A 15,214-nucleotide genomic window follows, 5' to 3' on the forward strand; every position below is an offset into this window, starting at 1 on the left:
ATTTAGAGAGGCGGGCTGGTTGCTTTCGAGGCTCCCGAGTCATCACCGAGCCATGATGCAAACTTTGGGGCCTCCTTTCTGAAATCCAACCAAGAGGAGCACTGCGATGACCCTATATATGTTTGAAAGAACTGGTGGGACCCTTAATATTGCCAATGTGAAGGCCATTATCAAAGCGGCCGGCTACGATCCCTCTGCCCTCGTTTACAAACAGGTAGATCCGAAACACGTGAATGCAACCGGAGCCGTCGTCATGGCTCCCAGCACGCTGGAGCACGCCGCAAAGCAATTGGGATACAAGGGCACGACTGTGACGGTTGTTGAAGGCGTTGCCGAAGAGGCCGACGCCTCGTCAGCGCGCGCTGTCAGGTTCGTCGCCCCGAGTGTCGGGAACCTTCTCGGTGCCACGGATTATGGGGTGACGATCACCATGGACCAGGACACCGTAAACGCTCTGTCGAATGGCAACTACTCTCTTTTTGGCTTCAAAGGTGTCCAAACAAGTGCCGGTGGCGGCGTGCCACTCGTCTGGTTCAAATCTGGTGATTTCGGGCTGAGCACCGAGGTCACATGGGAAGTCCAGTACGAGGCTTATACTTCCCGGTCTCAGATCATTCCGAATGGCCAGATCAAGGGACTGAGCTCTTACGCGATCGATCTCGGACAATCGCTGGAAGTTGAGACGCCCCAGGGCACCGGCAACGTTGTCGATGGCACAGAGGGCATGATTTCGATCGAAAATATGACGACAACGCAGGTAACCTGCGGGATCTCCGAAGTCGTGGATGGCGCCGCCCAGCCCCTTTGCGCCTTCCCCCTGTACGGGAATGGCCTCGACGCCATCGTCCCGATTCAAAAGGTGATGTTCACATTTTCCACCAATACAGTGAATACCGGCACCGTGATCGAGAAAGCGTATAGCCAGAGTGTTCTGATCGATCTTACCGCTAAGACGCATCGTGAGGTCGCGTTCGACATCAACAAAGGCTGGTCATGGGGCGGCTTCAGCTGGGCTCAAGCCATTCGTCCCTCGACCAACGTCGTGCCGCTCCTGATTGAGAGCAACGCCTAGTCTCCAGGCCGGCGCCAATCGGTGCGACTGGGGCGGGAGGATTCCGCCCCAGTTGTCGCTTGATCGCGAGCCCTACCTACCGCCTTCTTCGAGGACGCCGCTATGTTGCTCGAGGCTAATGCGCGGCAAAGCTATTCCCATGAAAGACGGCAAGCCACTTTCTCAATCTAGGGAAAATCGAAGGAGATTCTGAATGCTTGCGTCGTCGGCATACAAAGTTGCTCTTTCCATGGTCCCGGCGACGGTAGAAACGCTAATCGACGGCGGCTATTCCCTTTGTGCGATGTTTGCCGTCCGGATGACCAACGATGCCGCGCGACCAACTATCGCCTTTGCCACGCAAACGATCGCACCGAACATGCTGATCGAATGGATGCCAGACGTGATGGCCTATACCTCGAATGACCCCATGGTAAGCGGCGGCCCCATCAGGCCTGGTTACCAAACACCAATCACACAGGGCCAGACATTTTTCGTAACGATCGGAGGCGCCGGCGACGTAAAGGCTGGTGGCCCACTGTCGAAAATGACAATAGCAAACACCACATCGACTTCTTTTACATCCGGCTTCGCGCGATCCTCTTCAGTGTCCGAAGCGCCGACTCCAATTTATGCGGTGCCCTTATATGGTAACCAGACAAATGTTGCCGTCCCTTTGCCCAAAATTCTGTTGCTGTTCACCACAGCCAATCTCAAGCCTGGCGAGATGGTGGAGAGTCTGGCTATGAGTTTCCTTCCTGCAGCCTCCTATAGCTCGTCGCTTCTGGTGACGGCTAGCCAACCGCAGGTTCGCGAATTGAGTTACGATATCAATGCCGGATGGAATTGGGGCTCGTATTCCTGGGCGGAGCTGGTCCCAGCGGGCGATGATCTTGCGAAGGTGCTGATAGAGCGCGAGTAGTGGAAAGGCGGTCGTTTGTCGTCTTTAGCCAGTAAGGGTTTGGTTTCCAACGACGTGACGGACCTCGTCAAGATCGCGAAGTACTTAATTTATGTTCCATAATTCAGCATCTGTCACTATCCTGTGTAGCCTTGTGAGTTCAGGCTGAACCGCGACTTGCGGGGCTGCCTAAACTAACTGGCATGCCTTATCTGGGCGAGCAATTTCTTGCGGAAGACTTCGGCAGGCGTTCGATAGCCAAGGCATTTGCGCGGCGTCGCGTTGAGGTGGTTGCAGATCTCGATCAGATCTGCGTCTGTGACCGATAGTGGATCGACCTCTCTCGAAAGCCATTTCCGTACCCGACCGTTGGTGTTCTCGACCGTGCCTTTCTGCCAGGGTGATTGTGGATCGCAGAACCATGTCTGGGTGCCGATGCTCGCCTGTAGGTACGGCCAGTCGGTGAACTCCGTCCCGCGGTCGAAGGTGATTGAACGGCGGGCAAGATGGGGCAGCGACTGCAATGCTTTTATGAGGCCATTCATCACGGGCCGAGATTGACGGTCGTTGTTGCGCAGAAAGATCGCAAAGCGGCTGACCCGCTCGACAAGCGATGTCACGTTGGCCTTTCCGAACTTCTTTCGGAACTGGATCAGGTCACAGTCCCAATGGCCGAACTGCTTGCGATCGGCAACGACGTCTGGACGGCGCAGGATGTTCAGATCCGGGCTCATGCAAGATCCGATCGATCACCGATTGCCGGACATGCGAGAAGCGCGCTAGCTTCCGCAACTTCGCCCGACGTTCACAAGCCATCTCATGCGCCGTCACGCAATAGTAGCCGCTGAGATCGGGTATCTGCTTATCGACGAACATGTTGCGTCTGACTTCGCGAAAGATCGTCGAACGATGTCGTCCGAGCTTCTCGGCGATGATCCCAACGCTTAGGCCAGCCATTCGCCAGCGGGCAATCTTGCGTCGTTCATCCAGATCGATGTGGGAGTAGGTGCGTTCCATTGCGTCTTCCTTGCGAGTGACAACCCATTGGTATCATTTGCAAGTCGCACTTCATCCTTGAACCCACCCCCTTTAGCTGGTTAACGCAGATAAAAGCTTAATTATGGAACCGTCAAGCAACTTTCTGCCGTAGGAAAGATCGGATTATTAGGAACGAAACGCCGAAAGTAGGAACCTTCAACCGGATTGGCGTTTGCCACGGAAAATCACTACAGTGCAACGGGATTGTCCGAGTTGGAGTGTCCAATGAAGCGTCTGATATTGACAATATCGCTGAGCGCAGTTCTGGCGTCCTGCCAGACTGGCGGGGCTGCGCTGAAACCAATTCCAGGCAGTATCACCTATGGCGGGCAGCCGTCACAGCGTCTGCTGAAATCGCCCATTGGCAGTTTGCTTCCCCATGACTTTACGGATCAATGGGGCGAGCGAGTTCGAGAGACATATATATTGCAACCGGACAGGAGCCTGAAACTGGTGGATCGAGTTTATCTGGATGATCCGCCTAACTGATTGGTGCTTGTGAATTTCAAAACCCGATTGGATATTCCCGCTTGTCAATGGCTTACGCCAGATTCCCGTTCAGGGTCTTCCATACGGCTCAGCGCGAAAACTCTTGCGCCGACAAATGATGGGCACGACTGTTGACATTAGCTGCGATGCCGTACAGCAATCGCGTTAATTGCCCAGCCGTTCGACGCAGCGGAGCTAGACGAATGAAACTCATGACCGAACAGTCTGGTTCAGTGCGATAGAATCGCCCCGTTCTCCATTTTCTCCGTTCGGAGCCAGTCGTTCAGTTTTGGCAGAAGAGTTTCGCGCAGATACTCGGTTTGTTTCGACCAGGCCTGCTCCTCATCCGGCTTGAACTCCCTGTCGCCTGGATTGCGAACGAGAGCCAAAACCAATCGCTCAGCTGCAAACTGTTCAGGCCCCTGAAGGGCCGGATCTCCTTCTGTAGGATTGAATATCAGCATGAAGGCATGCTTTTCGAAGGTCAGTGTCCAGACGTCGTATGGATCATCACCTAGGAACTCACTCCGCTTAAGAATGAGCCCGGATAAGGCTTTCCGTTCAGAAACTCTTTGGCCAATGTCCAAGTGAAGGTCTGGCAACGGCGCCAGCGTTTGGGAGGTATCCTTCGGTTTCCGAAAAACTCGCCAGACCATTTCCCCTCCCAAAATCGCAAGCCGTGCCGGTTTCAGTCACATATAGAGGAATCATTGCCCTCTGGCAGGCACGCTGAACCCACCGCTCACATTAGATACTCGATACTACGGTTTACGCTACCGCGGCTACAGCGCCGACCAACGAGCCGTGAGACTACTTCTAGATATCCACCGAGAACGTGTTTGCAATCGACAACTCAACAAGGTGCGGCAAACTTCTCGCGCCTGCTCTGGCTGTGAACCGGCGTAGGGTCCCGATGCCGATCGACACGATAAACCACTGACATTATTGATCTAGGTAGGGTCATTCCGTCTCGCCGATTCACACCGGTCAGCGTCACGGCCGACAATCGAGACGCACGTCCATCGGTCGTGGCTTCGCATTTGACAGACTTCGCGTGATCCTGACGATTTTCGCGCTCCCGATCGTCAATCTGTTGAATTGCAGCATGATTTAACCCACATTTCCACTTGCGGGTGCTCCATTCAGTCACTGTCAAACCATTGACGAATTGGATGTATCGATATCGGAGCGGGGTCACGACAAATTGCAAACCCGGGTGAAATCGCGGCGCAAACGAGCAAGCAGGGTATTCTCACACCGGGTATAGAAGACCAAAGTATGGCATGGATTTCATCACCAAATGATGCTATTATTGATGCTTCGACAAGGGGCTAAACTCATGAGATCGACCATCAATCTTGACGACGCGCTTTTGGAAAAGGCCCGCATATTGACCGGCACCAAGGAGACCACCGCCCTCCTCCGCCAGGCGCTGGAGACGCTCGTTCGCGTCGAAACGGGAAGACGTCTTATTGCGCTCGGCGGCACCATGCCGGATGCCGAGGCAGCTCCGCGCCGCCGGAGCGCTACGGCCAAGTGATACTGGCGGACACTTCGATCTGGATCGATCACTTCCGTCGAGGCGATGCAGAACTGCGCCGGATCATTGAAGACGACCGTCTCCTCTGCCACCCAGCCATCATCGGCGAGCTGGCCCTCGGCAGTCTTAAAGATCGCAACAGCGTGATATCATTTTTGTCCGGTCAGCGTACAGTGGTGGTCGCCACACACGAAGAAGTCATGACCATGATCGATCGCCACGGCGTATTCAGTATGGGTATTGGCTATACGGACGCCCAACTTCTGACATCTGTTATTCTTGATCAACACGCCGCCTTGTGGACCAGAGACAAGAGGCTCCAGGCTGCTGCCGAAAGGGCGGGCGCGTCCCTATACGTTTCAGCCGATCTGCCCAACTAAGTTCTGAAATAGGATGTTGTTTGTGGGTTTTGAATTCCGCGCTCTTGATGGGACTCGAACTTGCAACCGAACGGATTGTGCCCGGCTGCACGGCGCTCTTTTATGAACAGGCCAGTTCATCTACGACAGGCTGCAACGTCCATCGTTGTCTAGCGCCGCCAGGCTTAGTGTCTATCTCGGGCTGACGGCCATCGCTGCAAACGCCTTCCTGTCCACGCCCCGCAGTGTCATTACGGCGCGGCCTGCATGACACAGCCTGTTCCATCCCCCAGGCATACGACGGTGCCGGCGAAGCGAGGGTCGGTCAGGAATACACGACGTCCTTCATCTGTGTAGGAGAAGGTGCCGTAATCGTCGGCCGGAACCGGCGGCAGTGGCGGTGCCGCATCCGGTGCATAGGATCGCGGCACGATGGCGCTGGCCAGATCAGCGGTCGGGCTTGAAGGAGCGGCCGTGACGGTCAGCACGCCCCTGACGAAGCTCAGATCGTAATTGGCGGAGGCCGCGAGACTTCCCTGGTCGATGGCATAGCTGCCGGGGATGGAGAAGCGATCGGCGGCGCTGGCCAGTTGCCCGAAGAGCCGGTCGCCATTGACGAGACCGCCGCCAGCGATCGTGTAGCTGAAGAGCGGATTGGCGGCACCTGCAGCACGGCTGGCATTGTTGGCAATGGCGCTGATCAGACGCGGCGTGATCGTCAACCTGGCACCAGTATAACTAATCGCGTAGTTGGCGTTGCCGAGCGTGCCGAGGCCGATGGTGTAGGAGCCGACATTGGAGAACCGATTGGCCGCTGAGGAGAGGTCGCCTGCCAGCGTGTCGCCATTGACGAGGCCGGTGGCGACATAGGTGAAGACCGGGTCGGCATCGCCATAGGTGCGGTTTGCGCCGTTGGCTGTGACGGTGATTGCCCGCGGCATCACCGAAAGGGTGCCGCCGACGAAGGTGAGGTCGTAATTGCCCGACGCGGCAAGAGAGCCTTGACCGATGCCGTAGCTGCCGACACTGGAGGCCGCCACCGCGGAGGTTGCCAGTCCGCCTGTCAGGCCATCGCCATTGACAAGCCCTGCACCGCCGATGGTATAGCCGAAGAGTGGATTGGCATCGCCATAAATGCGGGTAGCATTGCTCGCCGCAACCGTGATCGCCCGCTTGCTGACGGTCAGGTCGGCGCCGGTGAAGGTGAGCGCATAATTGCCGGAGGCAGCCAGCGTTCCTTGCCTGATGCCGTAAAGGCCGACATTCGAGGTGCCAATGGCCGAAGTCGCAAGATCTCCCGACAGCGTGTCGCCATTGACGAGCCCCGCGCCACCTATGCCATAGGAGAGCGCCGGGTTGGCATCACCGTACGCGCGACTCGCAGCATTGGCGGTGACCGTGATCGCACGGCGGGCGATATCGGCAAGTGTCGTCGCCGTACCGGAAGCGAGCGCATAATTGTCGGCGTCTGCACCGGAAAGACCCAGACCAGAGATCGTCACTGTCTTGCCAGTACCGGCATTGGCATCGGCAAAGACACCGAGCCCGCCGCTGACCGTCAGGACGTCATTGCCGAAGATGCCGTTGAAGGTCGCCCCGGATGGGTCGAGCGTGGCGCCGGTATCGCCGTCATAGGTCTTGCCGTTGGCCGTGATGCCGGAGATCGACGAGATCGTCGCCCTGGCGATATCGACGGTGCCGGTGCCCAGCGTGTAGTTCGAGGCAAGGCCGCCATCTCCACCATTGCCCAGCGCCAGCAAGCCGAGCGTGACCGCCTTGCCGGAGCCAACATTCTTGTCGGCCATGGAGCCGGCGCCCGACAGTGTCAGCGTCTCGTTGCCCACCAGGTTCGACAGGCTGAAGATCGAGTTGTCCAGAACCGTCGTGCCATTGTAGATACGGCTGCCCGACAGGGTGAGGATCCGCTGGCCGATATTGGCTAGTGTTGTGGCTGTCGTATCGGCCAATGTGTAATTGCCGGCGTCTGCACCGGAAAGACCGAGACCGGAGATCGCCACGGTCTTGCCGGTACCAGCATTGGCGTCGGTAAAGACAGCGAGCCCACCGCTGGCCGTCAGGACGTCATTGCCGAAGATGCCGTTGAAGGTCGCCCCGGATGGGTCGAGCGTGGCGCCGGTATTGCCATCATAGGTCTTGCCGTTGGCCGTGATGCCGGAGATCGACGAGATCGTCGCCCTGGCGATATCGACGGTGCCGGTGCCCAGCGAGTAGTTCGAGGCAAGACCGCCGTTTCCACCATTTCCCAGGGCCAGCGAGCCGAGCGTCACCGCCTTGCCGGAGCCGGCATTCTTGTCGGCCATCGAGCCCGTGCCCGACAGTGTCAGCGTCTCGTTGCCCACCAGATTCGACAGGCTGAAGATCGTCGAGGCCAAGTCCGTCGTGCCGTTATAGATACGGCTCCCCGACAGGGTGATCACTCGCTGGCCGATATTGGCAAGCGTCGTCTCTGTGCTTGAGGCCAGCGTATAGTTGCCGGCGTCTGCACCAGAAAGACTGAGGCCAGAGATCGCCACGGTCTTGCCGATACCGGTATTGGCGTCGGAGAACAGGCCGGAATAGCCATTACCCAGGCCTAGACTGTCGCCATCGACCTTGCCGTTGAAGATGGCGCCGCCGGTGTTCAGCGTCGCACCGGCATTGCCGTCATAGGTCTTGCCGTTGGCCGTGATGCCGGAGATCGACGAGATCGTCGCCCTGGCGATATCGACGGTGCCGGTGCCCAGCGTGTAGTTCGAGGCAAGGCCGCCATTTCCACCATTCCCCAGCGCCAGCGAGCCGAGCGTGACCGCCTTGCCGGAGCCGGCATTCTTGTCGCCCATCGAGCCCGTGCCCGACAGCGTCAGCGTCTCGTTGCCCACCAGGTTCGACAGGCTGAAGATCGAGTTGTCCAGAACCGTCGTGCCGTTGTAGATGCGGCTGCCTGACAGGGTGAGGATCCGCTGGCCGATATTGGCCATTGTCGTCGCAGTGTTGGAGGCGAGCGTATAATTGCCGGCATCCGCACCCGAAAGACCAAGACCAGAGATCGTCACTGTCTTGCCAGTGCCGGCATTGGCATCGGCGAAGGCGCCGCTGACGCCGTTGCCAAGCACAAGCGTATCGCTCGCCACCATGCCGTTGAAGACCACACCCGACATATTGAGCGCGACCGTGGTCGCGCCGTCATAGGTCTTGTTGCCGGCGATAATACCACCGACGGAGGAAATCACCGCCTTGGCGACGTCGACCGTGTCGGTGCCGCCGACCAGCGTATAGTTCGAGGCAAGGCCGTCATCGCCATTGATGCTGTTGCCCAGAGCCAGCGAGGCGAGCGTCACGCCCTTGCCCGAGCCGGCATTCTTGTCGACCATGGTGCCGGTGCCCGACAGCGTCAGCGTCTCGCCACTCACGAGATTCGACAGCGTGAAGATCGAGGCGGCCAGATCGGCGGAGCCGTTATAGGTTCGGCTGCCTGAGAGGTTGATCACCCGTTGGCTGATATCGGCCGTGGTCGTCGCCATCGTATCGGCTAGGTCATAATTGCCCGCATCCGCGCCGCCGAGCGTCAGCCCGCTGATGCCAACCGCCTTGCCGGCACCGGCATTCTTGTCGGAGAAGGTGCCGATCGAGGTCGCGACCGTCAGCGCGTCCCCGCCAACCATGCCGATGAAGCCCGCGCCCGAGGTATTCAGCGTCGCATTTGCACTACCGTCATAGGTCTTGTTGCCAGCGGTAATGCCTGAGATCGCAGAAATCGTCGCCTTGGCGATATCGACCGTATCTGCACCACCGATCAGCGTATAGTTCGAGGCAAGACCACCGTCGCCATTGATGCTGTCGCCCAGCATCAACGAGGCGAGCGTCACAGCCTTGCTCGACCCGGCATTCTTGTCGGCCATGGTGCCGGTGCCCAACAGCGCCAGCGTCTCGCCACTTACCAGGTTCGACAGTGCGAAGATCGAGGCATCGAGATTGACCGAGCCGTTATAGGTGCGACTGCCCGAAAGGCTAATAGCGCGCTGGCCGATATTAGCAAAGGCTGAGGCCGTCGCCCTGTCCAGTCTGTAGTTATACGCGTCAGTACCACCCAAGGTCAGACCGGAGATGTCGACCATCTTCCCGGCGCCGGCATTCTTATCGGAGAAGGCGCCGAGCGCGGTGGCGACCGTCAGATTGTCACCCTGGATCATACCGTTGAAGACGGCGCCAGACGTATCGAGCGGCGCATCGGTAGTGCCGTCATAGGTCTTGTTGCCGGCGGTGATGCCGCCGATCGAAGTGATGATGGCAGGCGTTATGGTGCCGTAGCTGGTCGTGTTTGTGATGCCAAGCTGGTAATTGCTGGCATCCGCGCCGGTTATGTAAAGTCCATCGACGGCGACCGCCTTGGACATGCCGGCATTCTTGTCGGAGAAGTTGGCGCTGGTGTAGCCAACATGCATGTCATCAGTGCTGACGACCGGAACTGTGGATATAGTGACTGTGGCCGCGGTCGTGCCATCATAGACTTTGCTGCTGGCGCTGATGCCGCCGAAGAATACATAGGCCTTGGCGATATCGGCAAGCGTGGTTGCGGTGCTTGAGGCAAGCGTATAGTTACCGGCATCCGTGCCGGAGAGCGACAGGCCGGTGATATCAACCGTCTTGCCGATCCCGGCATTCTTGTCCGAGAAGGCGCCGCTGAAGCCGGTGCCGAGCGTCAGGCTATCGCCGACGACCATGCCGTTAAGGGTCGCGCCCGAGCTGTTCAGCGTCACACCCGTCGTGCCGTCATAAGTCTTGCCATCGGCGGTGATGCCGCCGATCGAGGAGATGATGGCCTTGGCAAGGTCGACCGTGTCGGTGCCGCCGTCAAATATGTAGTTCGAGGCAAGACCGCCGTCACCATGGATGCTGTCGCCGAGCAGGAGGGAGCCGAGCGTGACCGCCTTGCCCGAGCCGGCATTCTTGTCCGCCATCGTCCCCGTGCCGGACAGCGTCAGCGTCTCGCCGGTGACGAGATTGCCCAGGCTAAAGATCGAGGCATCAAGGTTTGCGGAACCGTCATAGGTGCGGCTGCCCGAGAGGTTCACGACACGCTGGCCTATATCGGCGTGCGATGAGGCGGTCGTACTCCTGAGCGTATAGTTGCCGGCATCCACGCCACCGAGGGAGAGGTCGGAGATGAGGACCAAATTGCCTGTGCCGGCATTGGCGTTGGCGAAGGCGCCGGTGGAGGTTGCAACCGTTAGCGCGTCACCAGCCAACATGCCGCGGAAGACGGCGCCACCGGTGTTCAGCGTCACGTTGGCATTCCCATCATAGGTCTTGTCGTTGGCGGTGATGCCGCCGATCGACGAGATCTTCGCTCTGGTAATCTCGACCCAATCGATTCCACCAACCAGCGTGTAGTTCGAGGCGAGACCCGAGCCGTTGCCAAGCGAGAGCGAACCGAGCGAAACGGCCTTGCCCGAGCCTGCATTCTTGTCAGCCATCGAGCCCATGCCCGATAGCGTCAGTGTCTCGCCGCTCGCGAAGTTCGACAGCGTGAAGATCGAGGCATCGAGATCGCTGCTGCCATTATAGATGCGGCTACCCCACAGGTTGATGGGGCGAGGGGTAATATCGGCTTGGGCCGCATTGGTGGAGATGAGCCAATAATTGTCGGCATCAGCGCCACCGAGCTGGACGTTGGAGAAGCCCAGGGATTTACCCGTCCCGACATTCGCATCGCCAAAGTTTCCGTACGCACTGAAGGTCAGGACATCGTTGACAATCTTGCCATTGAAGACGGCGCCGGACGTGTTGAGCCACGTAAACGTCGTGCCGTCATAGGTCTTGTTCAATGCGGTGATGCCACTAATCGAGAGCGAGGCCCGATCGATGAAGACCCGATCGGTACCACCAACCAGCGTGTAGTTGGAGGCCAGGCCCGAGCCATCGCCAAGGCTCAGCGAGCCGAGCGAGACGGTCTTGCCCACGCCGGCGTTCTTGTCACCCATCGAGCCCGTGCCCGAGAGCGTCAGCGTCTCGCCGTCCACAAGGTTCGACAGTGTGAAGATCGAAGCGGCAAGATCGCTGCTGCCATTGTAGACGCGGCTGCCCGAGAGATTCACGATCCGCTGCCCGATATCGGCAAGCGTCGTTGCGGTGCTTGAAGCCAGCGTATAGTTGCCGGCATCCGCACCACCGAACGAAAGGCCGGTGATATCAACCGTCTTGCCGGTTCCGGCATTGGCATCGGAGAACAGGCCGGAGAAGCCGCTATCAAGTGTCAGCGTGTCGCCAATGATCTTGCCGTTGAAAACGACGCCCGACGCATCCAGCGTCGCGTTGGAATTGCCGTCGTAGGTCTTGTCCGAGGCGGTGATGCCACCGATCGAGGAGATCATCGCCTTGGCGATGTCGACCGTATCGGTGCCGCCTGACAGCGTGTAGTTCGAGGCAAGACCGCCGTCACCATGGATGCTGTCGCCGAGCAGGAACGAACCGAGCGTGACCGCCTTGCCGGAGCCGGCATTCTTGTCGGCCATTGCGCCGGTGCCCGAGAGCGTCAGCGTCTCGCCGGTGACGAGATTGCCTAGGTTGAAGATCGAAGCATCAAGATTTGCGGAACCGTCATAGGTGCGGCTGCCCGACAGGTTCACGATGCGCTGACCAATGTCGGCAAGTGTCGTCGCGGTGGCATCCGCGAGCGTATAGTTGCCGGCATCCGCACCCGAGAGCGACAGGCCGGAGATGCTGACCGTCTTGCTCGTGCCGACATTGGCATTGGCGAAGGCACCGCTGAAGCCAGTGCCAAGTGTCAGACTGTCGCCGACGACCATGCCATTGAAAGTGGCACCAGCGGTATTCAGCGTCGCGCCGGCATTCCCGTCATAAGTCTTGCCATTGGCGGTGATGCCGCCGATCGACGAGATCGCCGCTCTTGCGATGTCGACCGTATCGGTACCGCCAACCAGCGTGTAGTTCGAGGCAAGACCACCGTCGCCCTGTATGCTGTCGCCGAGCAAGAGCGAACCGAGTGTGATCGCCTTGCCCGAGCCGGCATTCTTGTCAGCCATCGAGCCCATGCCCGAGAGCCTCAGGGTCTCGCCATTGGCAAGATTGTCGAGCGTTAGATTGCCAGCCGTAACATCGGTGCTGCCGTCATAGGTGCGACCGCCCGTCAAGCTCAGCACGCGCTGCGAAATCGTCAGTGTGCCGCTATAATCGACATAGGCCGTGCGGGAACCGTTCTCCGTCACGGAAACAATATTCGGGTCGGAATAATTGTAGGTGCCGGCATTGGTCGTGCCCGCAATTGCGCTGCCCCAAGCAAGCGAAACATTGCCTGTCCCGACACCCGACAGCGTCGCGCCGGTGATCGTGGAGTTCGCATCGCCATAGATACGCGTGCCGCCGCCGATCTTGACATAGTCATCATAGAGGCCGCTGCTGAGCGAGCGCAGCATCATGAAGCCGTTGTTGGCGCCGCTTGTCGATTTGCCCCAGACGCTGGCGAAGTCCCAGCCGGCATTGATGAAGCTGAAGGGATCGGCCATCTGGGCACTCGTCAAGCCGATGTAGCCGCTGAAGCCGGTACCGCCGCTGAAGTTGACGCCGTCTCCAATTGTCGTGCGGCTGGTCGTCACGTCCCAGAAGGTGTTGAATTCGTTGCCAGAGGGAGCCCCCGCAAAGCCTCCGACGTGGCTTTGGTCGCCGGCCGCCGTTGGCGCTCCGGTTGCATAAGCATTGACCAACTCAGAGCCACGGTTGATTCCAACAAAGCCGCCAACATAGGCAGGACCATTGCCTGAGCTCGACACGCCCCCGGCGGCGTAAGCATCCGTAATCCACCCGAGATTCACTCCCACAAAGCCACCAACAACGGGAGCGGCGCTGGCGTCCGTCACTGTCCCAGTAGCATAGGATTCGGTGATGATGCCTTGGTTCATCCCAACTAGGCCGCCAGCATAGCCGTTATCGCCCGGATTACTGCCGCCTTGATAACTACCTGTGTTAAGGCCAGTTACCGACCCCGTGCTATAAGACCTAGTGATCTTGCCGACGTTATTACCATTGATGGCGTTAACCCCCACGAGCCCGCCGACATTGCCACCCTTCACCGCCACACTGGAGTATGCATTCACAATGCTGCCTACGTTAGAGGCAACGAGGCCGCCAGACGTCGCCTGGTCCCCACCTGATATCGACCCACCCACCAGGCCCACATTACTGATGAGCGCACTGCTTCCCGTAACGCGAAATAGGCCCGCACTGCCAAGTGTGATGACAGCCAGATTGGAGATGGTGTGCCCTCGCCCGTCAAAGCTACCCGTAAAGTCTCCTGAATTCGTACCGATTGGGATGAAACCGCTTTGGAAAAGAAAATCCGGCGCGGTCCTCCACATCGATGAGCGGTTGGCGAGATCTGATGCAAGATCGATATTGGCGACAAGACTGTAGGCCGCCCCCAAGTTCATCGACATCAGCTGCAACTGGTGACTGTTCGCGACGGTGGTGGACCATTCCGAGCGCAGGAAGGGCCGCGTCGCTCCAGCGACGATGAACCAATCATTGGTAAAATCGAACCCTGCATATGTACTCTGGGTGAAGGCGTCGGCCAGCGCTATTCCAGTCACCCCGGCCGCGGTGCCTGAGAAATTGTAACCGACGCCCGTCGACTGCCCGGTCGTAGTCTGATCCCAGTAGCCGCCAACTATAGCGCCGGAACTGTAGTTAACCCCGACTAGGCCGCCGCCGCCGCCATGGAGTGCTGAGACGGCGCCAGTCGCATAGGTATTGGTTATCGTCACATTATTGGCACCGACGAGACCGCCGACGGTACCAGACCCGCTGACCGCGCCCGTGGAATAGGAAGAACTGATCGTGCCCCAATTTTGCCCGGTTAAACCACCGACCATTGAGGAGCCGCTGACCGCGCCCGTGGAATAGGCATGACTGATGGTTCCGTAATTGAGCCCAACTAGGCCGCCGACAGGAGTGTAGCTGCCCATGACCGAATTGGTGGAATATACATTGCTGATCAGGCTGTCGCTTCGACCAACAAGTGCGCCGACGTCGTAGCCGCCGATGATCGAGCCGCCGACGAGACCGATGTTCGAAATGGTCGAGGAACCAGTAAAACCGAACAGACCGACGTTATCGACGGACGGCCGATTGATGGTCAACCCGGATATGACGTGGCCGAGACCATCGACGTTGCCGGTGAAGGCGCTATTGATATTGCCGATCGGGTTGAAGCCGCTGCCGCCGTTCCAAGTCGTGGTCCCGGAGGCATCGATATCGTTAGCGAGCGTCCAGTAGCTCGCCAGATAGGCGCTGGAAGACCCGATACCCTGCAGGCCGTAGACGTCAGTGACCGTATAAGGGGTGGCGCTCGTGCCATCGCCGCCGGTAACGCGCAGGAAGGACCCGCCGGTGAGCTGGAAGTCCTTGGCCGAGAAGGTGGGCAGCGCCGCCGTGTTCTGCACCCAGTTGCCCGAGGTCAGGTTGAACGCACCGCCGATGCTGACCGCAGCCGGGACATTGATATTGCCGCCGGAGGCGAGCGTCAGCCCGCCGGTCGTGGCGGTGATCGCACTGTTGATGTTGATGTCAGAAGCCGCCGCGAGTGTCAGCGTCGTTGGTGCATTCCAGGCGACTGGCGCAGCAACGGTGATCGTGCCGGCCTGCGATCCGGCGGAGCCCGCTCCGCCGGTCGATACCGTGACATTGGCGGTTGCGAGCGCGTTGGTGAGCGTATTGATGTTGATGATACTGTCATTGCCTGACGCCGTGAAGCCCGACGAGTTGCTGTCCGTCGCCGTCGAGATCGTCACATTGTAGGGATCGAGCAGCAGATTGCCGAAGGA

General features: G+C 58.8%; 7 protein-coding genes and 1 pseudogene. 5 read left to right on the forward strand and 3 right to left on the reverse strand.

Annotated elements, in window-relative coordinates:
• Nucleotides 1-106: 106 nt before the first annotated feature.
• Nucleotides 107-1,072 carry a hypothetical protein gene (locus tag ACIQJ2_RS36900; protein ID WP_400677800.1) on the forward strand — a complete coding sequence of 322 codons (966 nt, stop codon included), beginning with the start codon at nt 107-109 and terminating at the stop codon, nt 1,070-1,072.
• A 193-nt stretch (nt 1,073-1,265) separates the two neighbouring features.
• Nucleotides 1,266-1,973 (forward strand): hypothetical protein, encoded by a 708-nt coding sequence (locus ACIQJ2_RS36905; protein WP_400677798.1) that lies wholly within the window; start codon nt 1,266-1,268, stop codon nt 1,971-1,973.
• Nucleotides 1,974-2,146: 173 nt separating this feature from the next.
• Here ACIQJ2_RS36905 and ACIQJ2_RS36910 read toward each other — a convergent pair.
• A pseudogene (locus tag ACIQJ2_RS36910) lies at nt 2,147-2,969 on the reverse strand (IS30 family transposase).
• Between the two features lie 246 nt (nt 2,970-3,215).
• Between ACIQJ2_RS36910 and ACIQJ2_RS36915 the strand changes: the two are divergent.
• Entirely contained in the window at nt 3,216-3,479 is a 264-nt protein-coding gene (locus ACIQJ2_RS36915; protein WP_400677796.1) for a hypothetical protein, read from the forward strand.
• 230 nt (nt 3,480-3,709) lie between these two features.
• On the opposite strand, the gene ACIQJ2_RS36920 is transcribed toward ACIQJ2_RS36915, so the two are convergent.
• Nucleotides 3,710-4,135, reverse strand: coding sequence for a hypothetical protein (locus ACIQJ2_RS36920; RefSeq protein ID WP_400677794.1), 426 nt, complete (start codon nt 4,133-4,135; stop codon nt 3,710-3,712).
• 683 nt (nt 4,136-4,818) lie between these two features.
• On the opposite strand from ACIQJ2_RS36920, the gene ACIQJ2_RS36925 reads away from it, so the two are divergent.
• Complete coding sequence (locus tag ACIQJ2_RS36925; RefSeq protein WP_400677793.1) at nt 4,819-5,019, forward strand: type II toxin-antitoxin system VapB family antitoxin; 201 nt, start codon at nt 4,819-4,821, stop codon at nt 5,017-5,019.
• Nucleotides 5,016-5,399 (forward strand): type II toxin-antitoxin system VapC family toxin, encoded by a 384-nt coding sequence (locus ACIQJ2_RS36930; RefSeq protein WP_400677791.1) that lies wholly within the window; start codon nt 5,016-5,018, stop codon nt 5,397-5,399. Before ACIQJ2_RS36925 ends, ACIQJ2_RS36930 begins: the two co-directional genes overlap by 4 nt.
• A 230-nt stretch (nt 5,400-5,629) precedes the next feature.
• Here the strand turns inward: ACIQJ2_RS36930 and ACIQJ2_RS36935 are convergent, their stop codons facing one another.
• Nucleotides 5,630-15,181, reverse strand: coding sequence for a YDG domain-containing protein (locus ACIQJ2_RS36935; protein ID WP_400677789.1), 9,552 nt, complete (start codon nt 15,179-15,181; stop codon nt 5,630-5,632).
• Nucleotides 15,182-15,214 lie beyond the last annotated feature (33 nt).

Origin of the sequence: Rhizobium sp. NPDC092011, from assembly GCF_044756305.1 — a bacterium.
Lineage (GTDB): Bacteria > Pseudomonadota > Alphaproteobacteria > Rhizobiales > Rhizobiaceae > Rhizobium.